Consider the following 22,349-nt stretch of genomic DNA (forward strand, 5'->3'; position numbering starts at 1 on the left):
TGCATGTCAGAGAGGGTACGCCTTTAACATACCACTCAATAATACCTTTTAAATACCTTTGCGGTGATTGTTTGATCAATGTAACAGTTTTGTTGTACACGAAACGAGCCAGCAGATTGTGCTGAAAAAAATGACTCAGGCTGGAAAATAGGCTAAGACGGGTCCAGGCTTAGTCTGCTCACAAAAATGTGGGTATGGATATCACGCTCCGACACGATGTCGGAACTTACGGGAGCATCGCTATGACTGATATTGCGCAGCTGCTTGGCAAAGACGCCGACAGCCTTTTACAGCATCGTTGTATGACTATTCCAGCCGATCAGCTCAACCTGCCGGGCCACGACTACGTTGATCGGGTGATGATTGATAACAATCGCCCGCCTGCGGTTCTGCGAAACATGCAGACGCTTTACAACACCGGGCGCCTCGCCGGAACAGGCTATCTGTCCATTCTGCCCGTTGATCAGGGCGTCGAGCACTCTGCGGGAGCGTCGTTTGCCGCCAATCCGCTCTATTTTGATCCGAAGAATATTGTTGAGCTGGCGATTGAAGCCGGCTGTAACTGCGTGGCGTCAACTTACGGCGTGCTGGCCTCCGTGTCGCGCCGCTACGCGCACCGCATTCCCTTCCTCGTAAAACTGAACCATAACGAAACCCTGAGCTACCCAACCGAATACGACCAGACGTTGTACGCCAGCGTCGAGCAGGCGTTTAACATGGGCGCGGTGGCGGTAGGGGCGACGATTTATTTCGGCTCCGAACAGTCCCGTCGTCAGATTGAGGAGATCTCCGCGGCGTTCGAGCGTGCCCACGAGCTGGGGATGGTCACGGTGCTGTGGGCCTATCTGCGCAACAACGCCTTTAAGAAAGATGGCGTGGATTACCATGTTTCTGCGGATCTCACCGGCCAGGCGAACCATCTGGCGGCGACCATTGGCGCGGATATCGTGAAGCAGAAAATGGCCGAAAATAACGGCGGCTATAAGGCGGTAAACTTCGGTTACACCGACGACCGTGTCTACAGCAAACTGACCAGCGAAAACCCGATTGATCTGGTGCGCTACCAGCTCGCCAACTGCTACATGGGCCGCGCGGGGCTGATTAACTCCGGCGGTGCGGCAGGCGGCGAAACGGATCTGACCGATGCGGTGCGCACGGCGGTGATCAATAAACGCGCGGGCGGTATGGGCCTGATTCTGGGCCGTAAGGCGTTTAAAAAATCGATGACCGAAGGCGTTAAGCTGATTAACGCGGTGCAGGATGTGTATCTGGATACCAAAGTCACTATCGCGTAGGTTTACTGCAATCCCTTCTCCGAACGGAGAGGGGATTTATCAGATCCGATAATTTCCCTCTCATTTCTATGGGATAAGAGATAACCCAAAACTCCGTTTCATTTCAGTCAAACCCTTATCCCGATCAACTTCACACTTCCCCTCTCTTTTGTGAAAACTGTCACTCCTCACCGTGCATATGCCCAATAAATGGTCGATGCTTAGCGGAATTTGTCTAAGGCAGCGGACGAATTTTGCGCTTAAAGTTACTTTCGAAACAGCTTTTCAAATTACGAAGTCGCTCTGAACCTCTGTTGTTTTAAGGACTGATAATGAAAATTGAATCTGTAAACGTCACCGTCTTCCAGTACCCGACGCGCCGGGTCTCCGACAGCGCCGGGCACTCGCACCCTGGCCCGGAAAGTATGGCCAAAATGGCGATGCTCTCGATCACGGCAGACGATGGCACCAAAGGGTACTCTTTCGCGCCGCCGGAAGTGGTGCGCCCCTTTGTGGTCAATACCTTCTTTCGCAAAGTGCTGGTCGGCCAGGATGCGTTCAATCGCGAGAAAATCTGGCAGGAGTTGGCGCACTGGCAGCGTGGAAGCGCGCACCAGCTCACCGAGCGCGCGCTTGGGTTCGTCGAGCAGGCGCTGTGGGATCTGATTGGTCGCAAACTGAATATGCCGGTCTGGAAACTGCTTGGCGGCTATCGCGATAAAGTTCCGGCCTACGGCAGCACCATGTGTGGCGACGATCTGCTAGGCGGCCTGTCGACGCCGGATGAGTACGCGAGCTTCGCTGAAACCCTGGTGGCGCGCGGATACAAAGCCATCAAACTTCACACCTGGATGCCGCCCGTCTCGTTTGCGCCAAACCCGAAAATGGACGTCAAAGCCTGCGCCGCCGTGCGTGAAGCGGTCGGGCCGGATATCGATCTGATGATCGACGGCTATCACTGGTACAGCCGTACTGAAGCGTTATACATCGGCAAAGAACTGGAAAAACTCAACTTCGCCTGGTTCGAAGAGCCGATGGAAGAGGAGAGCATGGCCTCCTACGCCTGGCTTGCGGAAAACCTGTCGATCCCGATTATCGGCCCGGAAAGCCTGGGCGGAAAACACCACAGCCGCGCCGACTGGGTGAAAGCCGGGGCGTGCGACATTCTGCGCGCGGGCGCTAACGGCGTGGGCGGGATCTCACCGACGCTGAAAGTGGCGAACCTCGCGGAATCCTTCGGCATGGACTGTGAAGTGCACGGTAACGGCGCGGCAAGCCTCGCGGTGATCGGCGCCATTAAAAACTGCCGCTGGTATGAGCGCGGCCTGCTGCACCCGTTCCTTGATTACGACCAACCGGCGGCGTATCTCCACAGCCTGGTCGACCCGATGGATGAACATGGCATGGTCAGCCTGCCGAATCGCCCTGGACTCGGCGAAGACATTAATTTTGCGTATATCGAAGCCAATATCGTCAGCCACGACTGACACATAAAAACGTACCCTACAGGCGATATATACATGAAACAAACTCCGCTGTGCAGAGCGTGTGTACTCGCGCTCTCGCTGATGATGGGGAGCGGTGCGGCGTACGCGAAAACGCCGCCCGACCAGCTCATCATCGGCATGAACATGAACAACCTGCTGACCCTCGACCCGGCGGCGATGACCGGCAACGAAGTGGTTGGCATCGTGGTGAATCTCTACGATTCGCTGGTGGAGCTGGATCCGAACGAACTCACCCACGTCAGGCCCGCGCTGGCGAAATCCTGGGATATAGCGCCAGACGGCAAAACCCTGACTTTCCATCTGCGCGATAACGTCAAATTCCACTCGGGCAACCCGCTCACGGCGCAGGATGTGGTGTGGTCGATGCGCCGTCTGCTGCACCTCAATCTGGCGCAGGCATCCGTCTGGAAATCCTACGGCTTTTCGAAGAAAAACATCGACCAGCAAATCCGCGCCACCGACGACTACACCGTGCAGATCGTGCTGCCCAAGCCTAACGATCCGCAGCTGGTGATTTATTCTCTCGGGGCGCTCGGCAATCTGGGGGTGCTCGACAGCAAAACGGTGCAGTCCCATGAGGTGAATAACGACTGGGGTAACCGCTGGCTGACCACCAACGAGGCCGGTTCTGGCCCGTTTATGCTGGAAACCTGGCAGGCGAAAGATGTGCTGCGCATGCAGCGCAACCCGCACTACTGGCGCGATGAACCGAAAATGAACCGCGTCGTGCTGCGCCACTTCCAGGAGTCTCAAACCCTGCGCCTGATGATTGAGAAAGGCGATCTGGATATTGCCAGTAACATGGCGGTGTCGGATATCAACGCTCTGCGCAAAGACCCTCAGCTTACGGTTGAAGCCGTGCAGAAGGGGACGGTTTATTACGTGGCGATGAGCATGAAAGAGGCGCACTTCGCCAACCCAAAAGTGCGCGAAGCAGTGCGCTATCTGATTGATTATCAGGGCATCAATAAAGCCCTGATGCCGGGCTACGGTGTGCTGCATCAGCGTCCAATCAAAGCCGGTATGCCGTCGACACTCCCTGATCCGGGCTACCGGCTGGATATTCCGCGCGCCAAAAAGCTGCTGGCAGAGGCGGGCTATCCGGAGGGTTTCGACACCACCCTGCGCGTGCTGGCGGATCAGCCGTTCCTCAATATTGCCATCGCGGTGCAGTCGACGCTGATGCAGGCGGGGATCAACGCCAAAATCATCACCGGTACCGGCAATCAGATCTACGGCGCCATGCGCGAGCGTAAGTTCGACATGCTGGTCGGGCGCGGCGGGAGCGGCGTCGAACCGCACCCGCACTCCAGCCTGCGTGCGCTGGTCTATAACCCGGACAACAGCGACGAAGCGCGGCTCACCAACTTCCAGGGCTGGCGCACCAGTTTCTACGACAAGCCGCTGAACGAGATGATCGACAAAGCGCTGCTGGAGCGCGATCCGCAGAAGCAAGTGGCGGATTATCAGCAAATCCAGGTGCGCTACGACGAACTCATTCCGGCGATGGTCCCGCTGTCGCAGATGGTGGATTCCGTTGTCGTGCGTAATGAAGTGAAAAACTTCCAGTCGCACCCGTCGGCCACCACTTTCCTGCGTGAAGTCTACAAAACCGGAGGTGAAAAATGAGCGTCGCGATCCTCTCTCCCGGCTCCCGGACCCGCCGTTTCTCAAAGCGACTGACGCAGGTGCTGGTGACGCTGTTTGGCCTGCTGCTGCTGACGTTCTTTATTGGCCGCGTGATGCCGGTCGATCCGGTGCTGGCGATTGTCGGCCCGGATGCCGACCACAGCACCTATCAGCAGGTTTATCACCAGTTGGGCTTCGACCAGTCGTTGCTGACGCAGTTTGGTATTTATCTGAACAACCTGCTGCACGGCGATCTGGGTAACGCGCTACTGACGGGCAAACCGGTCACAGACGATATTCTGCGCGTCTTCCCGGCAACGCTGGAGCTGGCGACGATGGCGATTATCGTCGGCGCGGGATTAGGCATTCCGCTCGGCGTGCTGGCGGCGGCGCGTCGCAACAGTCTTTCCGATTACGTGGTGCGCATTATCAGCCTTGCGGGCTATTCCACGCCGATCTTTTGGGTCGGGATGATGGGGCTGCTGCTGTTCTACGCCTGGCTCGGCTGGGTGGGCGGCGCGGGACGGCTCGATTTAGGGCTGGACGGTATTGTGCCGCGTCGGACCGGGCTTATGACCATCGATGCGCTGCTGGCCGGAAACAGCGCCGTGTTCTGGAATGCGATCAACCACCTGGTGCTGCCTGCGTCGTTACTGGGCTTTCATTCGCTGGCCTACATCAGCCGCATGACGCGCAGCTTTATGCTGGCGCAGCTCTCCCAGGAGTTCATCATCACCGCGCGGGTGAAAGGCTTAACCGAGCGTCAGGTGATCTGGAATCACGCGTTTCGCAATATCCTCGTGCAGCTGTTAACGGTCGTGGCGCTGGCCTACGGCTCGCTGCTGGAAGGGGCGGTGCTGATCGAAACCGTCTTCTCCTGGCCGGGCTTTGGTTCCTATCTCACCGGCAGCCTGCTGCTCGGCGACATGAATGCGGTGATGGGCTGTGTGCTGCTGGTAGGGCTGATCTTCGTGATGCTCAACCTGCTCTCCGACATGCTGTATCAACTCTTCGACCCGAGGACGAAATCATGACCGTTTCTCTGGATTCGCCGCTGGGGCGCGCAACAGCGAAAGCCGCCAGCGTATTAAACGCACCCTGAACCGGGCGGGCGGTTTTGTCGGCAAAATGGCGCGCAATCCGCTGACTGCCATCGGCGGCGGAATTGTTCTGCTGCTGCTGATCGTGGCCGCCTTTGCGCCGCTGATTGCGCCCTACAACCCGCTGGTGCAGGACCTCAACAATGCGCTGGTCGCGCCGAATGCGCAGCACTGGTTCGGCACCGACGAGTTTGGCCGCGATATTTTCAGCCGCCTGGTGTACGGCTCGCGCATCACGCTCTATATCGTGCTGCTGGTGTCGGTCACCGTCGGGCCGCTCGGCTTGCTGCTGGGCGTCACCGCCGGGTATTTCGGTGGCAAAGTGGATGCGGTGCTGATGCGGGTGACGGATATCTTTATCTCGTTCCCGAGCCTGGTGCTGGCGCTGGCGTTCGTGGCGGCGCTCGGTCCGGGGCTGGAGCACGTGGTGATTGCCATTACGCTCACCGCCTGGCCGCCGATAGCGCGCCTGGCGCGTGCGGAAACGCTCTCTCTGCGCCAGGCCGATTTTATCTCGGCGGTGCGCCTGCAGGGCGCGTCCCCGTCCGCGTGCTGTGGCGTCATATCGTGCCGCTGTGTCTGCCGTCGGTGATTATCCGTATCACCATGAACATGGCGGGGATCATCCTGACCGCTGCCGGTCTGGGTTTCCTCGGCCTGGGCGCGCAGCCGCCGGAGCCGGAGTGGGGCGCGATGATCTCCAGCGGGCGCACCTACATGATGGAGTGCTGGTGGGTAGTGACTATTCCGGGGCTGGCGATTCTGATCAACAGCCTGGCGTTCAACTTCTTAGGAGATGGCCTACGTGACATCCTCGATCCTCGCAGCGAATAACGCTCCACTGCTCGATGTGCGCGATCTGCACGTCGATTTTATCAACGGCGGCGCGGTGACCCATGCCGTGCGCGGCGTCTCCTTCCAGCTCGGACGCGAAAAGCTGGCGATTGTCGGCGAGTCCGGCTCAGGGAAATCCACCGTCGGGCGCGCGCTATTGCGTCTGCACCCGGCAAAAGCACGGATCAGCGCAACCAGGATGCAGTTTGGCGATGTCGATCTGCGCAGCGTCAGCGAGGCGCAAATGCGCGGCATTCGCGGTAAGCGCATCTCAATGATCATGCAGGATCCAAAATACTCTCTCAATCCGGTCGTCTGCGTAGGCGATCAGATCGCCGAAGCCTGGCTGACGCACCATCCGGGGCGCAAAGCCGAGGCCAAAGCCAAAGTGCTGGAGATGCTCGATGTGGTGCGTATTCGCCAGCCGGAGCGGGTCTACCACCTCTACCCGCACGAAATTTCCGGCGGGCAGGGGCAACGCATCATGATCGCCATGATGCTGATCACCGATCCCGAGCTTGTGATCGCCGATGAACCGACCTCCGCGCTGGATGTCTCTGTGCGTTTGCAGGTGCTGGGATTGCTGGACGATCTGGTGAAATCCCGCGGGCTGGGGCTGATTTTTATCAGCCACGATATCAACCTGGTGCGCAGTTTCTGTGACCGGGTGCTGGTGATGTACGCCGGTCGGGTGGTGGAATCCATCGCCGCCTGCGATCTGCACAAGGCGCAGCATCCTTATACCCAGGGGTTAATCAGCGCCCTGCCGGAACTTAACCACCGCCGTCCGGTGCTGCCGGTATTGCAGCGTCAGGCCAGCTGGCTTACGGAGTAAGGAGCAGAGATGATCGAGATTAACAATCTCAACCTGGCCTTTGGCGAGGGTGAAAAGCGCAATCAGGTGCTGAGCGATGTGAATATTCACGTCGGCGTAGGGGAAATTTACGGGCTGGTGGGGGAGTCGGGTTCCGGCAAAACCACGGTGCTGAAATGTCTGGCCGGGCTTTTCACCCACTGGGACGGCGAACTTGCCATCGACGGTAAACCGCTGGGGCGAAAGATTAACGCTGAGCGTTGCCGCCGCGTGCAGATGGTCTTTCAGGACCCGTACGGCTCGCTGCATCCGCGTCATACTATCGGCGATATTCTGGAAGAGCCGCTGCAAATCCACGGCATTCAGGATCGCGACCGGCGTATCCACGGTTTGCTGGATAAAGTGGGGCTGAACCGGGCGTTTCGCGATCGCTATCCGCATCAGCTGTCCGGTGGGCAGCGTCAGCGCGTGGCCATCGCCAGAGCACTGATTCTGGAGCCGCAGGTGTTGCTGCTGGATGAACCGACGTCGGCGCTGGACGTGTCAGTGCAGGCAGAGATCCTTAATTTACTGGCGGAACTCCAGCGCGAATCGAATCTCACCTATTTAATGGTGACGCACGATTTGGGCGTGATTGCGCACCTGTGCCAGAAAGTGGCGGTGATGCAGTACGGCAAGATTCTGGAGACCCTGAGCGTGGATGAACTGGTCGCAGGAAACGCCAAAACCGACTATACGCGGATGCTGGTCAATGCCAGCCAGCAGTACAGCCGGGAGATGGCGCGCGAGGTGGCGGCGTACTGAGTGGCGTGGGTGCCGGGGGGTAGCTGCACCTTTGCGGGCCTAGGGTGTGCAGGCTCGTGCAAGGAAAGCGCCGCCTGGCAAAACAGTCACCGCAGAAGCGCACAATCCGGCGGCAAACGGCACTCCAGCGCACCGGGAAGCAGGGAAATACGGAAATGTTCCCCGCTGAGCGGCTCGCCGTCGAGATTAAAGGTCATACCGTGTGGGGCGATAATTTCAAACCACGCGGACTGTCCATCGAGCACATTCGGGCTCTCTTCCGGGCGGGTCAGTGTGGTGAACAGGGCAGGCAGCATGCCGTCGCTGGTGAAGATACGCAGCTGTAACAGCCCATCGTTGATCAACGCGTCCGGACACAGCTGCTGTCCGCCGCCCGCCTGACGCCCGTTTCCGATACCGATCACCAGCGCATCGCCCTGCCAGTGGAAGTTTTCGCCGTTAATTTCGCAGCGATCGGGCTTGAGCATATCCATGCGCATCAGACCGTGAATCAGATACGACACACCGCCAAGGGCGGCTTTCAGTTTTTCCGGCGTTTCGCTGGTAATGCGCGTACCAAATCCGCCTGTCGCCATATTGATAAAACACGTTTTGTCGTTCACCTGGGCAATATCCACCGCGGCCGGTTTCCCGACAATAGCCAGCTGGAGCGCCTTGTCCATCGTCTCCGGAATGCCTGCGCTGGTGGCGAAATCATTGGCGGTACCGAGGGGTAAAATGCCCATCACCGGACGCTGAGCACTATCGTGTTCAATCAGCGCCGTCGCGACTTCGTTAATGGTGCCATCGCCGCCCCGGCGATCACCGTCGCCACCCCGAGCCGACAGGCTTCGTCGATATACCGCGCGGCATCGCCTTTTTCCCAGGTCACGCGAACGTGAATGTTCGCGCCAGTATCACGCAGGTCGGCAATCGCCTGGCGCAGAAGGTCGTTGCCTGCACTTTTGCCGTTGAGGATCAATAAACTATCCGGATATGTCGCCATTCAGCGTTGCTCCCTTTTTTAGCACTAACAAGAGTGTATCCCAGCGAGGGAAAAAGCGGGTAAGAACAGGATGAAAGGGCAAAAAATAAGCCTGCGTAAGGGAGATTACGCAGGCTAAGGAGGTGGTTCCTGGTACAGCTAGCATTTATGGGTTATGTTTTTCAGCGCAGGGGATAATACCCGTATTGAACGAAGCGGTATGTGATCCGATTCTAAGAATTATCCCATGCTGAAAAAATCGCGACAGTTGACTATTTACTGTGCGGATTACGGGTGCTTTCGCCAGCAAAATTGCGCATCAGCAGCGCGTATTCCAGCTCCACCTCTTCCGGTACCGGCAGCCACACGGTGTGACCATCCCCAGGGGCGACGGTGATTGCTTCGCCTTTGCCGTTTTCCAGATGCTCCAGCGTGAAGTTGATATTGCCCTGCGGGGTCATCAGCTCCAGGCTGTCGCCTTTGGTGAATTTGTTCTTCACTGCCACTGCCGCCAGCGGGCCTTTGCGCGCGCCGGTAAAGTCGCCGACAAACTGCTGGCGCTCGGAGATGGAGTAGCCGTGCTCGTAGTTCTGATAATCGTCATGAGTATGACGGCGCAGGAAGCCTTCGGTGTAGCCGCGATGGGCCAGGCCTTCCAGGGTTTCCAGCAGGCTGGTATCAAACGGTTTTCCCGCTGCGGCGTCGTCGATGGCTTTACGGTACACCTGTGCGGTACGGGCGCAGTAGTAGTAAGACTTGGTGCGGCCTTCGATTTTCAGCGAGTGCACGCCCATCTGCGTCAGACGCTCGACGTGCGCAATCGCGCGCAGGTCTTTGGAGTTCATGATGTAGGTGCCGTGTTCGTCTTCAAACGCCGTCATGTATTCGCCCGGACGTTTGGCCTCTTCAATCATAAACACGCTGTCGGTTGGTGCGCCCACGCCCAGCGTCGGCTCCACGGTTTTCACCGGAATCGGTTCATGCTTGTGCACGATGTTGCCCACATCATCTTCTTTCCCTTCCTGGACGTTATATTCCCAGCGGCAGGCGTTGGTGCAGGTTCCCTGGTTCGGGTCGCGCTTGTTGATGTAGCCGGAGAGCAGGCAGCGGCCAGAGTAGGCCATGCACAGGGCGCCGTGAACGAAGATTTCGAGTTCCATTTCCGGCACCTGGGTGCGGATCTCTTCGATCTCTTCAAGAGACAGCTCGCGTGACAGAATCACGCGCGTCAGGCCCATCTGTTTCCAGAATTTGACCGTCGCCCAGTTGACGGCGTTGGCCTGCACGGAAAGATGGATATCCATCTCCGGGAAATTCTCACGCACCAGCATGATTAAACCGGGATCGGACATAATCAGCGCATCAGGACCCATTTCCACAACCGGCTTCAGATCGCGAATAAACGTTTTTAGCTTGGCGTTGTGCGGCGCGATGTTCACAACCACGTAGAATTTTTTGCCCAGGGCATGCGCTTCGTTGATGCCGAGCTGCAAATTCTCGTGGTTGAATTCGTTATTACGCACGCGCAGAGAGTAACGCGGCTGGCCCGCATACACCGCATCGGCACCGTAAGCGAAAGCGTAACGCATATTCTGCAGCGTTCCCGCCGGGGAAAGGAGTTCTGGTTTAAACATGTTTGTTCTCGTTCTGATGACAGGTCAGATCCGCGTGCACCCGGTGCAGCGGTAAGGGGAGATCCCCTACTTTAAGGGCGGGCATTGTAGCGCTGCGGGGGAGGGAGGTAAAGCGCCGGTTGGCTGCAAAGCCTGCCCGGCGGGTCTGGCGGGTCAGGTTAAATCTTTCACCGTCTGGCTGGTGCCATTATTTTTCACCGAGGCGATACCACTTTCCCGCGTCTGCTCGGAAGCATAAAGCTGGCTTGAACCAATCACCTGGTGGTTTGCCGCCTTCAGGTTGAAGTGATATTTCCCGTTGGTCGCCGTTTTTTTCTCATAGCGCTCGTCGTGCGGGCTATTGGTACGCACGGAGGCAATGCCATTTTCTGCTGCGGATTTGGTGGTGTACAGCTCACTGGTGAGGATAATTTCTCCATTTCCTGCTTTCAGAACAAACCTGAACTGCCCGTCACTGCTTTTGCTTAGTTCGAACCAACCAGCCATAAAACACTCCTTGAGGAAAGTTAACGAGAAACAGGCGACAGCTAAACGCACCGACAAGAAGAGTATGGATGATAATGTGAGACTTTCTAGTGAAGAAAAACCCGCCAACAGGCGGGTCAGATTTGATGGGGGAAATTCTTTTACGCAATCCGACAGGCATCCGCCTCCCAGCGATACCCCACGCCGTACACCGCGCGGATAAACGACTGATCGGCGTCGAGCGCTTCCAGTTTACGGCGCAGGTTCTTGATATGGCTGTCGATGGTGCGGTCCGTCACCACGCGGTAATCGTCATAGAGATGATTCAGCAGCTGTTCGCGGGAGAACACTTTCCCCGGCTCGTGAGAGAGGGTTTTCAGCAAGCGGAATTCCGCCGGCGTCAGGTCCAGCAGTTTGCTGCGCCAGCTTGCCTGGAAGCGGCTCTCATCGACAATCAGCGGGCTTTCGGCGTCGAGCACCTGAAGTTCGCGCTGTGGACGGCAGCGGCGCAGAATCGTTTTCACGCGGGCGACCACTTCACGCGGGCTGTAGGGTTTGCAGATGTAATCATCGGCACCGATTTCCAGCCCCAGCAGGCGATCGATCTCTTCGATTTTCGCCGTCACCATCACTATCGGCACGTCGGAAAAACGGCGGATTTCCCGGCACAGCGTCAGGCCGTCGGTGCCAGGGAGCATGAGATCCAGCAGGATCAGATGCGGCGGCGTCTGGCGCACATAGGGCAGCACCTGATCGCCGTGATTAATCAGCGTGGGGGCATAGCTTGCCGCGCGTAAATAGTCGATCAATAACTGCCCAAGCTTAGGCTCGTCCTCCACGATCAGAATGCGTGGTGTGTTTTCGTCAATGGGTAACTCAGTCATACTTCTCTCGATAAATCGCGTTCCAGCGGTAACTCTACTGTAATGCTAACCCCGCCAAAAGGCGAATGGGCGGCGCGGATAGTGCCCCCGTGCGCCTCGACGATGTTAACGCAAATCGCCAGCCCCAGACCCGAACCGCCGCTGGCACGATTGCGGGAGCCTTCGGTGCGGTAAAAGCGCTCGAATAGTTTCTCCAGCTGCGCGTCCTGCACTCCCGGCGCGGAATCGGCAAAGGTAAGGGCAAAGCGCCCGTCTTCGACGCGACCAGAAATGCGCAGTGCGCCGCCGCCGTCCGTATAGCGCAGGCTGTTTTCCAGCAGGTTATTAAACAGCTGCATCAGACGGTCCGGATCGCCGAAGACCACGGCGCTATCCGGCAGGGAGAGTTCAATGTTCAGATTCCGGCTGGCGAAGCGTTCGCGGAACGCGCCGCTGACCACCTCCAGAATATTGATCACATCGACAGGCGCTTTTTGATACGCCAGCGCGCCCTCATCGGACATGGAAAGCTGATGCAGATCGTCCACCAGCTTGGTCAGGGTGCCTACTTCTGCCTGCAACGAGGTGACGGACTCAGGCGTAAACTGGCGTACACCGTCCTGAATGGCTTCTAGTTCACCGCGCAGCACCGCCAGCGGCGTGCGCAGCTCGTGGGAAATATCGGCCATAAAATCGCGGCGCATCTGCTGGTTTTTCTCAAGCGTACTGGCGAGCTGGTTGAAGTCCTGCGCCAGTTTGCCCAGTTCGTCCTGGCTACGGGTATCCACGCGGGTGGTAAAGTCTCCTGCCGCCAGCTTGTGCGTGCCTTCCACCAGCCGTTTGACGGGTGCCAGCAGGCCGCGCGCCAGCGGGAACGTCGCCAGTGCCGCAAGCAGGGTGGAGAGGGCGACAATCAGCCAGCTGGTCTGGCGTTGCTGGCGATCAAAGTTGATATCCGTGTTGCGCGTCAGCCGTTCGACCGGCGAGGCGATCACCCAGCCGACAGTGGCACCGTTAAACATAATGGCCCGCCGGGTACCGTCCGGCGGAACCGGCGCGCGAGGCCCGACCAGCACGTATTTATCCTGGTCGAGCACCCAGAACTGCGTGCGCCAGCCGTGTGGCGGCATACCCGGCCCCGGACGATCGTCGTCGTTATCGTGCTCAAGCGATTTGAGGATCTGGAACACAAAGCGGTCGTTATTACGCAGGAAGCGCCAGTTGCCGTGCAGGGCATACTGATCGGCCAGCGCGTCGCTCAAGCCCTGTAGCCGCTGTTCGTTCCCGCGCTTAATGTAGTCGATAAAACCCCGTTCGAAGCTGACCCGCACGGCCCAGTGCATGGTGATAAGCAGCACGATACAGGTGGCGAAAATCGCCAGAAACAGTTTTCCAGTAATGCCGGGGCGCCAGAATTTCATGACTCACTCCTTTTACGTCGGCTGATGACGACGTTCTTGCTGGTATCATCCGGGACCCGGGCGAAAATTAAGGCGGGCAGGGCGATAATCACCGCCATGCTGAGATAGGTGTAAAGGAAGACCTGATGCGCGCCGGCGGTATCAGCGCCCAGATGATGCTGACCGTACATGCCGAGCAGCAGGCCGGCGACGGTCACCCCCACGCTCATGGAGAGCTGCATGATCATCGACAGCAAACTGTTGCCGCTGCTCGCCAGTTCGTCGGGCAGATCCTTCAGCGTCAGGGTATTCATCGATGAGAAACGCGTGGAGTTAATCACCCCCTGGAAGAACAGCACCAGCGGCAGAGCGTAATACCAGCCCATCAGCGCCACGGCCATAAACAGCAGGCTGATCAGCGCCAGTCCCAGCGTTGCGGCGACCAGCACCCGGCGATAGCCAAAGCGGTTCACCACCTGCACCACAATGCGTTTCATGCCCATGCTGCCAAGCACCATCGGGATCATCATCAAACCGGCGTGGAACGGCGAAAAGCCCAGTCCGATCTGCAGGAACACCGGCGTCATAAACGGCAACATGCCGCTGCCAAGACGCCCGGCGAAGCTGCCGAGCAGCCCGAGGCGGAAGGTGTGATTGCGAAACAGCGACAGGCTGAACAGCGCCTGGTCGTTATCCCTGGCGTGCCACAGATACCACAGCACCGACAGAACGCCGATGGCCACCAGCAGCGCCAGCGTCAGGGTGGAAATCCCCAGCCCTTTTTGCCCGTCCAGCGCCAGGGTCAGCGTCGCCATGCCCGCTGCCAGCAGCACAAAACCGAAGATATCAAAGCGCCGCGTCTGCATTTTGTAGTTTGGCATCAGCCACAGCGTGGCGATCGCGCCGACAACACCGACCGGAAGATTAATCAGGAAAATCCAGTGCCAGGAGGCGTACTCCACCAGAATCCCGCCGAGGGCAGGGCCGAGCAATGGCCCGACCTGGCCGGGCAGCGTCACGAAGGTCATCGCCGCCATATATTGTTCGCGCGGCACGATTTTCATCACCGTCAGTCTGCCGACGGGCACCATCATCGCTCCGCCGACGCCCTGCAACACGCGCGCCATCACCAGCTCGTTCAGCGTGTCGGCCTGCGCGCAAAACAGCGAGCCGAGGGTAAAGAGAATAATGGCGGTGAAGAAGATATTGCGCACTCCAACTTTGTCCGCCAGCCAGCCGCTGGCGGGCAGCATCACCGCCACCGTCAGCACATAGGAGACGATGACCATGTGCATATGCAGCGGACTCTCCCCCAGGCTTTTCGCCATCGAGGGGAGGGCGGTGTTAACAATGGTGGTATCCAGCGACTGCATAAAGAAGCCGAAGGCGACAATCCACAGTTGCCAGCGAACATTGTTGGGCAGATCAGTCATTTACTCGCTTACCGTTTCTCTGTTTTTACGTGAAAAACGCACCCGCAGGCGGTCGAAGAACAGATACACCACCGGTGTGGTATAGAGCGTCAATAGCTGGCTCATCACCAGTCCGCCGACAATGGTGATCCCCAGCGGCTGGCGCAGTTCAGAGCCATCACCGCCGGAAATCACCAGCGGCAGTGCGCCAAACAGCGCCGCCAGCGTGGTCATCATAATCGGGCGGAAGCGCAACAGGCAGGCCTGGAAAATGGCGTCCTGCGGCGACATATTGCCGTTGCGCTGCGCGTCGAGGGCGAAATCGACCATCATGATCGCGTTTTTCTTCACGATGCCTATTAATAGCATGATCCCGATAAGCGCAATGAGGCTAAAGGGTGCGCCGAATAACTCCAGCGCCAGCAGCGCGCCGACGCCCGCCGACGGCAGAGTGGAGAGGATCGTCAGCGGATGGACGTAGCTTTCGTACAGAATGCCGAGCACGATATAGACCGTCGCAATCGCCGCCAGAATCAAAATCACCTGAGAGTTCATCGTCTCCTGGAACACCTGCGCGGTGCCTGCAAAGCTGCCGCGCACGGTCGATGGCACGCCAAGTTGGGTCATGGCGCGATTGATCGCATCGCTGGCCTCAGATAGCGACGAGCCGGTTGGCAGGTTAAATGACACCGTTGACGCCGCCGACAGCCCCTGATGGTTTACCGACAGCGGCGCGTTGGCGGGCTGCCAGCTGGCGAAGTAGGAGAGGGGGATCGATTTTCCGTCGTTGTTGATAACGTACATCTTATCCAGCGCGCTGATGTCCTGGGTGTAGCGCGGATCGACCTCCATCACCACTTTGTACTGGTTCATCGGCTGGTAGATAGTGGAAATCTGGCGCTGACCAAAGGCGTTGTTGAGCAAACTGTTGGCCGCTTCAACGTTAATGCCGAGCCGCGCCATGGTTTCGCGGTCATAGGTCAGGTTCATCTCCGCGCCGTTATCCTGCTGGTCCGAGTTCACATCGGCCAGCTCCGGCAGGGCCGCCAGCGCTTTACGGATTTTCGGCTCCCACTCGCGCAGGGCGGCCAGATCGTCTGACAAAAGGGTGTACTGATAGCTGGCGTTAGCCTGACGCCCACCGACGCGGATATCCTGAACGGCCATCAAAAACAGATTCGCGCCCGGCTCTTTGGCGAGCTTCACGCGCAGGCGGTCGATCACCTGCTGCGCCGTTTCGTTGCGCTCGCCGCGTGCTTTCAGGGTGATAAACATCATCCCGCTGTTAACGCGCGAACCGCCGGTAAAGCCCGTCACGTTATCGACAGCAGGATCTTCCCGGATGATCTTCATGAAATCCTGCAGCTTCACGCGCATCGCCTGGAACGAAATGCTCTGATCCGCCTGAATCCCGCCCATCAGCACGCCTGTGTCCTGCTCGGGGAAAAAGGTTTTCGGAATGCTGATGTACATCCAGACGTTGAGCGCGATGGTACCCACCAGCACAAAACCGACGATTCGCGTATGGTTCAGCACCCATTTCAGCGACTTGCCGTAACCCTCCTGCATCGCCACCAGCAGGCGGCCAACGCCTTTTTTACGCGGCTGGGAATGAGGCTTGCTGCGCTTAAGCATCCAGCCGCACATCATTGGCGTCAGGGTCAGGGAGATCACCAGCGAAATACCTATGGCGACAGAAAGCGTGACGGCGAACTCGCGCAATAACCGCCCCGGCAGTCCGCCCATCAGCAGCAGCGGCAGGAATACCGCCACCAGCGACAGGCTCATGGAGAGCACCGTAAAGCCCACTTCGCGCGTCCCCTGAAGCGCGGCCTGCAACGGTTTCATCCCCGCTTCCAGATGGCGCGAAATATTTTCCAGCACCACGATGGCGTCATCGACCACGAATCCGGTGGCGATAGTCAGGGCCATCAGCGACAGGTTGTTAAGACTAAATCCGCACAGGTACATGGCGGCGAAAGTGCCAATCAGCGATACGGGCACCGCCACGGCAGGGATCAGCGTCGCGCGACCGGAGCGCAGGAACAGGAACACCACCAGGATAACCAGCCCGACGGAGATAATCAGCGTCTGCTCGACCTCTTCCAGCGAGGCGCGAATAGTCGGGGAGCGATCCTGGGCGATTTGCAGATCGATCGCCGCCGGAATTGTCTCCTGCAGTTCCGGCAGGCGCTCGCGAATGCTGTTCACCGTCTGGATGATATTGGCTTCCGGCAGTTTGCGGATCATCAGCAAAATCGCCGGTTTGGCGTTCGTCATCCCGGCGTTACGCACGTCCTGCACCGAGTCGGTGACACTGGCCACATCGCTTAAACGCACCGCCGCGCCGTTGTTGTAATGAATAATCAGCGGCTGATATTCCGCCGCGGTTTTTAGCTCGTCGTTGGTCTGGATCTGCCAGCGATGGCTGCTGTCCTCAATCGCCCCCTGCGGCCTGCGCACGTTGGCATTGCTGATGGCGCTGCGCACATCATCCAGCGAGACCCCCTGGTTAAACAGCGCTTGCGGGTTCAGGCCCACGCGCACGGCGGGCAGGGAGCTGCCGCCGACATCGACGTCACCGACGCCGTCGATCTGGGCGATGGTCTGCGCCAGCTGCGTTGAGGCGAAATCGTACAGTTCGCCCTGAGAGTAGGTGTCTGATGTCAGCGTCAGAATCATGATCGGCGCATCGGACGGGTTGGCTTTGCGATAGGTCGGCCGGCTCGGCATGCCGCTGGGCAGCAGGCTTTGCGCGGCGTTGATGGCGGCCTGTACGTCGCGGGCGGCGCCATTGATATCGCGGTCAAAGTTGAATTCCAGAATGATTCGCGTGCTGCCGAGAGAACTGCTGGAGGTCATTTCACTGACGCCCGCAATGCGCCCGAGAGAGCGCTCCAGCGGCGTGGCCACCGACGAGGCCATTGTTTCTGGCGACGCGCCGGGCAGGGAGGCGCTGATCATGATCACCGGGAAATCCACCTGCGGCAGCGGGGCCACCGGCAGCAGCCGGAAGCCGAGCACGCCGCACAGGGTGATGGCGAGGGAGATCAAAATCGTTGCCACCGGGCGGTAAATGAAGAGGGCGAAAAACTTCACTTACGCCTCCTCTTCACGTTTCGGGAAGCGCGCTTTGAGCCTCAGCGCCAGACTGTCAAACAGCAGGTAAATCACCGGCGTGGTGAACAGCGTCAGCACCTGGCTTACCAGCAAACCGCCGACCATGCCGATCCCCAGCGGACGGCGCAATTCCGCACCGACGCCGGTACTGAGCATCAGCGGCAGTGCGCCAAGCAGGGCGGCCATGGTGGTCATCAGGATCGGGCGAAAACGCAGCAGGCAGGCCTGGAAAATGGCCTCGCGCGGGGCCATGCCCTGCTCGCGCTCGGCGGCAAGGGCGAAGTCGATCATCATGATGGCGTTTTTCTTAACGATGCCGATCAGCAAAATAATGCCGATAATCGCAATCACATCCAGCTCACTGCCCGACAGCATCAGCGCCAGCAGCGCCCCCACGCCCGCCGTGGGCAGGGTGGAGAGGATGGTCACCGGATGGATAAAGCTCTCGTACAGTACGCCGAGCACGATATACATCGCCACCACCGCCGCCACGATAAGCCAGATGGTGTTCCCGAGTGCGGCCTGGAACGCCAGGGTGCTGCCCTGGAACTGGGTCTGGATATCCGTCGGGAAGCTGAGGGTTTTCTCGGCGTTGAGAATAGACTCCACCGCTTCCCCGAGGGAGTAATTGTCCGGCACGTTAAACGAAATGGTGGTGGACGGGAACTGATCGAGATGGTTGATGGAGAGCGGCGCAAAGCGCTGCTCGACGGTGGCTATTGCGTTCAGCGGCACCATCCCGCCGTCTTTGCTGGTCAGGCGAATCGAATCCAGCGCCGCAAGGCCCGGCGTCTGTTCGGTGTTATGCTCCAGCACCACGCGATACTGGTTGGCCTGGGTGTAGATCGTGGAGATCAGGCGCTGGCCGAAGGCGTTGTACAGCGCATTATCCACATCGGCCATGGAAATGCCCAGACGGCTGGCGGTGTCACGGTTAACGTTGACGTAGGCCGCCAGCCCCTGATCCTGCCAGTCGCTGCTCACGTCCGACAGTTGCGGCAGTTCCTGGAGCTTACTGACCAGTTGTGGAACCCAGGTGCTGAGCGCCTCCAGACTGGTGGCCTGCAGGGTGAACTGGTACTGGGTGCGGCTGACGGTGGTATCGATGGTCAAATCCTGAGTCGGCTGCAGATACAGCTCGACGCCTGGCACTCTCGCCACCGCATTTTGCAGCCGTTCGATCACGGTATTCACGCGATCGTCTCGGTCGTCCAGCGGTTTGAGATTGATCTGCAGGCGAGCGCTGTTCAGCGACGGATTGGTGCCGTCGACGCCGACAAACGACGTCAGGCTCTCGACCGCCGGATCTTTCATGATCACCTCTGACACCTGCTGCTGGCGCTGGGCCATGCTGGTGAAGGAGACGGACTGCGGCGCCTGCAGCGTACCCTGAATAATGCCGTTATCCTGAATCGGGAAGAAGCCTTTCGGAATCATCACCCACAGCAGCACGCTCAGGGCCAGCGTTCCCAGCGCGACGCTCAACGTCGCCCACGGGTGATTGAGCACTTTGGTTAGCATTCGGCCATAGGCCGCAATCACGCGTTCAAACAGGCGCTCGGAGGCGCGAGAAAAACGGTTTTGCTTGCGCAGGGATTCCGCGCTCAGCATGCGGGCGCACATCATCGGCGTCAGCGTCAGGGAGACCACGGCGGAGATGAGAATCGCCACCGCCAGGGTGACGGCAAATTCGCGGAACAGACGGCCAACAATATCGCCCATAAACAGCAGCGGGATCAGCACCGCAATCAGCGAGAAGGTGAGGGAGATAATGGTAAAGCCGATCTCGCCTGCGCCTTTTAGCGCTGCGGCCAGCGGCTTCTCGCCTTTTTCGATATAGCGCGAAATGTTCTCGATGACCACGATTGCATCATCGACCACGAACCCGGTGGCGATGGTGAGCGCCATCAGGGTGAGGTTGTTGATGGAGAAATCGAGGAACACCATTACCGCAAAGGTCCCGACCAGCGACAGCGGAACGGCGACGGCAGGGATAATGGTCGCTGGAACGTTACGCAGGAAGACGTAAATAATCATCACCACCAGCGCAATCGCCAGCATTAGCTCGAACTGAGTGTCGCTGACGGAGGCGCGGATATTGGTGGTGCGATCCGACAGGACCTTTACGCTCACCGATTTCGGCAGGCTTTCGATCAGCTGCGGCAACATGGTGCGAATGCTGTCGGCGGTGTCGATAATGTTCGCGCCCGGCTGGCGCTGGACGTTCATCACGATCGCCTGCTGTTTGTTGGCCCATGCGCCGAGCCAGCTGTTTTCTGCGCCTTGCTCTACGGTTGCCACATCGCCGAGGCGAATGGGGGCGCCGTTCTGGTAAGCCACAATCAACTGACGATACTCGTCGGCGGACTGCATCTGGTCGTTAGCCGAGAGCGTGACGGCGCGCGTTGGGCCGTCCAGCGAGCCTTTTGCCGAGTTGACGTTGGCGCTACTGATGGCGGTGCGGATGGTTTCGCTGGTCAATCCGAGGGCGGCAATCGCCTGGGCGTTCAGTTTCACGCGCACTGCCGGACGCTGACCACCGGAGAGTGTCACCAGCCCGACGCCGGAGACCTGGGAGATTTTCTGTGCCACGCGCGTTTCCACCATATCTTCCACCTGTGTCATCGGCATGGCGGAGGAGGTGACGGCGAGGGTCATGATCGGCGGATCCGCCGGATTGACCTTGCTGTAAACCGGTGGATTGGGCAGGTCGGAGGGCAGCAGATTGGTGGCTGCGTTAATCGCCGCCTGCACTTCCTGCTCGGCCACGTCGAGGGGCAGGGTGAGCTGGAACTGTAGCGTCACCACCGACGCACCGCCGGAGCTTTGCGATGACATCTGTTTCAGACCCGACATCTGCCCAAACTGGCGCTCCAGCGGGGCAGTGATCGCCGACGTCACCACATCCGGGCTGGCGCCAGGATAGAGGGTGATGACCTGAATCGTTGGGTAATCCACTTCGGGCAGGGCCGACACGGGCAGGAAGCGATAGCCGATAATCCCTGCCAGCAGGATCGCCACCATCAGCAGCGTGGTGGCGACGGGGCGCAAAATGAACAGGCGTGATGGCCCACCTGTGGAGCTGGGTGGCAATACCTGCATCAGGACGCCGCTCCCTGTTTCACGTGTTCACGTTTAGCCGGTTTTTCGCTGGTGGCCGTATCCGTGTGTGCTTCAACGACTTCGACTTTGGCCCCTTCGGTCAGACGGTCGATCCCGTCCGTCACCACACGATCGCCTGCGGAAAGGCCCGCGCTGATGACGACCGTCTGGCTGTCCTGAATACCCGGTTTCACCAGATGTTTGCTGACATTATTGTCACTGTTCAGCACCCAAACAAAGTTGCCTTCGTTGCCCATCTGCAGCGCCGCCGTTGGGATCACCACCGCATTCTCTTCAGTAGCGACGAGCATCCGCGCGTTGACGAACTGGTTCGGGAACAGGGCGTCATCCTGATTGGTAAAGCGGGCTTTAAGCTTGATGGTGCCGGTGGTGGTATCGATCTGGTTATCCAGGCTCAGCAGTTGGCCGTCGCTCAGCTTGGCTTTGTTCGCACGATCCCAGGCTTCTACCGCCAGGGTCTGGCCGTTTTTTTGCGCCTGAACGACGGTGGCGATTTCGCTTTCCGGCAGGGTGAAGACGAGATCAATTGGATGCGTTTGGGTGAGCACCACGATACCGGTGGTGTCGCCGCTGGATATCTGGTTGCCGATATCGACCTTTTTCAGGCCGACGCGTCCGTCAATCGGCGCGGTAATGCGACTCCAGTCGAGCTGCAATTGTGCGCTGGCGACGGCGGCTTCATCCGCTTTAATGGTGCCCTGGGCTTCGCTCACCAGCGACTGCTGCGTGTCCAGCTCCTGACGGGAAACGAGGTTGGTTTTCACCAGTTGCTGATAACGCGCCAGATCGCGCTGGGCGTTGGCAAGCGTTGCTTTATCTTTGGCGAGCTGACCTTGCGCCTGTGCGAGGGCCACTTTGAACTGGCTTGGATCGATTTCAGCCAGCAGATCGCCAGCTTTGACCTGTTGGCCTTCCTGGAAGTGGATCGCCATCAGCTGTCCATCGACGCGGCTGCGCACGGTTACTGTGTTCGCGGCGGTGACCGTCCCAAGACCTGTGAGATAACGAGGAACCGATTTGCTGACGGCGGTCGCGGCCTGTACCGGGGCAAGCGCGCCACCGCGCATGCCGTGGCGTCCACCGCCCGCAGGGCGTTGCGTCTGGCCGTTAGCGCCTGCCGGAGCGGCACTCTGCGCCGATTGATTGTGCCAGTACCACGCGGCGGCAAGGGCCACCACAATGACACCGACGGCGATTGCCCAGCGGAATTTTTTGCTGCCTTTCATCGTTATACGTTCTCTTCCTGAAACACTTCGGGGAATGATACTAGTTTAGTCAGGCAACGCAGTGGAATAATGGAGGAAATATGAAAGACTGTCTGGATTTGTCTGAGAGATAAAAGCAAAACGGCAACCTGAGCTGCCGTTTTGAGGATTTCTCGCTCTCACCGGGAGAGCGCGGGGGG

14 protein-coding genes and 2 pseudogenes are annotated in these 22,349 nt (G+C 58.8%); 7 read left to right on the top strand and 9 right to left on the bottom strand.

Annotated elements, in window-relative coordinates; translation table 11 throughout:
* The first annotated feature begins 242 nt into the window (after nucleotides 1-242).
* The 7 genes and pseudogenes from fbaB (at nucleotide 243) to DAI21_RS12615 (ending at nucleotide 7,963) form a co-directional block, all read left to right on the top strand.
* Nucleotides 243-1,295, top strand: coding sequence for a class I fructose-bisphosphate aldolase (fbaB, locus tag DAI21_RS12585; RefSeq protein ID WP_107703251.1), 1,053 nt, complete (start codon nucleotides 243-245; stop codon nucleotides 1,293-1,295).
* Between the two features lie 311 nt (nucleotides 1,296-1,606).
* Nucleotides 1,607-2,761: a mandelate racemase family protein gene (locus DAI21_RS12590; protein ID WP_107703252.1), complete on the top strand. Its 1,155-nt coding sequence runs from the start codon at nucleotides 1,607-1,609 to the stop codon at nucleotides 2,759-2,761.
* A 33-nt stretch (nucleotides 2,762-2,794) separates the two neighbouring features.
* A complete protein-coding gene (locus DAI21_RS12595) occupies nucleotides 2,795-4,411 on the top strand; it encodes an ABC transporter substrate-binding protein (RefSeq protein ID WP_100779584.1) in 1,617 nt (538 codons plus the stop codon).
* Nucleotides 4,408-5,445 (top strand): ABC transporter permease, encoded by a 1,038-nt coding sequence (locus DAI21_RS12600; protein WP_107703253.1) that lies wholly within the window; start codon nucleotides 4,408-4,410, stop codon nucleotides 5,443-5,445. The genes DAI21_RS12595 and DAI21_RS12600 overlap by 4 nt, the downstream gene beginning before the upstream one ends.
* Nucleotides 5,442-6,345, top strand: a pseudogene (locus DAI21_RS12605) (ABC transporter permease). Before DAI21_RS12600 ends, DAI21_RS12605 begins: the two are co-directional and overlap by 4 nt.
* Nucleotides 6,317-7,180 carry an ABC transporter ATP-binding protein gene (locus DAI21_RS12610; RefSeq protein WP_100779587.1) on the top strand — a complete coding sequence of 288 codons (864 nt, stop codon included), beginning with the start codon at nucleotides 6,317-6,319 and terminating at the stop codon, nucleotides 7,178-7,180. The pseudogene DAI21_RS12605 and the gene DAI21_RS12610 overlap by 29 nt, the downstream one beginning before the upstream one ends.
* 9 nt (nucleotides 7,181-7,189) lie before the next feature.
* Complete coding sequence (locus tag DAI21_RS12615) at nucleotides 7,190-7,963, top strand: ABC transporter ATP-binding protein (RefSeq protein ID WP_107703254.1); 774 nt, start codon at nucleotides 7,190-7,192, stop codon at nucleotides 7,961-7,963.
* Nucleotides 7,964-8,049: 86 nt separating this feature from the next.
* Here DAI21_RS12615 and yegS read toward each other — a convergent pair.
* From yegS to DAI21_RS12665, 9 genes and pseudogenes are all read right to left on the bottom strand, one after another.
* Nucleotides 8,050-8,948 (bottom strand): annotated as a pseudogene (yegS, locus tag DAI21_RS12620) (lipid kinase YegS).
* Between the two features lie 251 nt (nucleotides 8,949-9,199).
* The gene (gene yegQ / locus DAI21_RS12630; RefSeq protein ID WP_100779590.1) at nucleotides 9,200-10,561 is read right to left on the bottom strand and encodes a tRNA 5-hydroxyuridine modification protein YegQ; all 1,362 of its coding nucleotides are present in this window, start codon (nucleotides 10,559-10,561) and stop codon (nucleotides 9,200-9,202) included.
* A gap of 153 nt (nucleotides 10,562-10,714) precedes the next feature.
* Nucleotides 10,715-11,047: a YegP family protein gene (locus tag DAI21_RS12635; protein ID WP_100779591.1), complete on the bottom strand. Its 333-nt coding sequence runs from the start codon at nucleotides 11,045-11,047 to the stop codon at nucleotides 10,715-10,717.
* A gap of 140 nt (nucleotides 11,048-11,187) precedes the next feature.
* Nucleotides 11,188-11,910 carry a two-component system response regulator BaeR gene (gene baeR, locus DAI21_RS12640; protein WP_100779592.1) on the bottom strand — a complete coding sequence of 241 codons (723 nt, stop codon included), beginning with the start codon at nucleotides 11,908-11,910 and terminating at the stop codon, nucleotides 11,188-11,190.
* Entirely contained in the window at nucleotides 11,907-13,310 is a 1,404-nt protein-coding gene (gene baeS / locus DAI21_RS12645; RefSeq protein ID WP_107703255.1) for a two-component system sensor histidine kinase BaeS, read from the bottom strand. The genes baeR and baeS overlap by 4 nt, the downstream gene beginning before the upstream one ends.
* Complete coding sequence (locus DAI21_RS12650) at nucleotides 13,307-14,722, bottom strand: MFS transporter (protein ID WP_107703256.1); 1,416 nt, start codon at nucleotides 14,720-14,722, stop codon at nucleotides 13,307-13,309. The genes baeS and DAI21_RS12650 overlap by 4 nt, the downstream gene beginning before the upstream one ends.
* On the bottom strand, nucleotides 14,723-17,800 hold the full coding sequence (mdtC, locus tag DAI21_RS12655) for a multidrug efflux RND transporter permease subunit MdtC (RefSeq protein ID WP_107703257.1): 3,078 nt from the start codon (nucleotides 17,798-17,800) through the stop codon (nucleotides 14,723-14,725).
* The gene (locus DAI21_RS12660; RefSeq protein ID WP_107703258.1) at nucleotides 17,801-20,923 is read right to left on the bottom strand and encodes an MdtB/MuxB family multidrug efflux RND transporter permease subunit; all 3,123 of its coding nucleotides are present in this window, start codon (nucleotides 20,921-20,923) and stop codon (nucleotides 17,801-17,803) included.
* A complete protein-coding gene (locus tag DAI21_RS12665) occupies nucleotides 20,923-22,170 on the bottom strand; it encodes an MdtA/MuxA family multidrug efflux RND transporter periplasmic adaptor subunit (protein WP_107703259.1) in 1,248 nt (415 codons plus the stop codon). Before DAI21_RS12665 ends, DAI21_RS12660 begins: the two co-directional genes overlap by 1 nt.
* Nucleotides 22,171-22,349: the final 179 nt, after the last annotated feature.

Origin of the sequence: Lelliottia sp. WB101 (assembly GCF_003051885.1) — a bacterium.
GTDB classification, from domain to species: domain Bacteria; phylum Pseudomonadota; class Gammaproteobacteria; order Enterobacterales; family Enterobacteriaceae; genus Enterobacter; species Enterobacter nimipressuralis.

Bases quoted from the DNA above. Each gene is read 5' to 3' on its own strand.
- fbaB (WP_107703251.1), top strand. From the start codon at position 243: ATGACTGATATTGCGCAGCTGCTTGGCAAAGACGCCGACAGCCTTTTA.
- DAI21_RS12590 (WP_107703252.1), top strand. From the start codon at position 1,607: ATGAAAATTGAATCTGTAAACGTCACCGTCTTCCAGTACCCGACGCGC.
- DAI21_RS12595 (WP_100779584.1), top strand. From the start codon at position 2,795: ATGAAACAAACTCCGCTGTGCAGAGCGTGTGTACTCGCGCTCTCGCTG.
- DAI21_RS12600 (WP_107703253.1), top strand. From the start codon at position 4,408: ATGAGCGTCGCGATCCTCTCTCCCGGCTCCCGGACCCGCCGTTTCTCA.
- DAI21_RS12615 (WP_107703254.1), top strand. From the start codon at position 7,190: ATGATCGAGATTAACAATCTCAACCTGGCCTTTGGCGAGGGTGAAAAG.
- yegQ (WP_100779590.1), bottom strand. From the start codon at position 10,561: ATGTTTAAACCAGAACTCCTTTCCCCGGCGGGAACGCTGCAGAATATG.
- DAI21_RS12635 (WP_100779591.1), bottom strand. From the start codon at position 11,047: ATGGCTGGTTGGTTCGAACTAAGCAAAAGCAGTGACGGGCAGTTCAGG.
- baeR (WP_100779592.1), bottom strand. From the start codon at position 11,910: ATGACTGAGTTACCCATTGACGAAAACACACCACGCATTCTGATCGTG.
- baeS (WP_107703255.1), bottom strand. From the start codon at position 13,310: ATGAAATTCTGGCGCCCCGGCATTACTGGAAAACTGTTTCTGGCGATT.
- DAI21_RS12650 (WP_107703256.1), bottom strand. From the start codon at position 14,722: ATGACTGATCTGCCCAACAATGTTCGCTGGCAACTGTGGATTGTCGCC.
- DAI21_RS12660 (WP_107703258.1), bottom strand. From the start codon at position 20,923: ATGCAGGTATTGCCACCCAGCTCCACAGGTGGGCCATCACGCCTGTTC.
- DAI21_RS12665 (WP_107703259.1), bottom strand. From the start codon at position 22,170: ATGAAAGGCAGCAAAAAATTCCGCTGGGCAATCGCCGTCGGTGTCATT.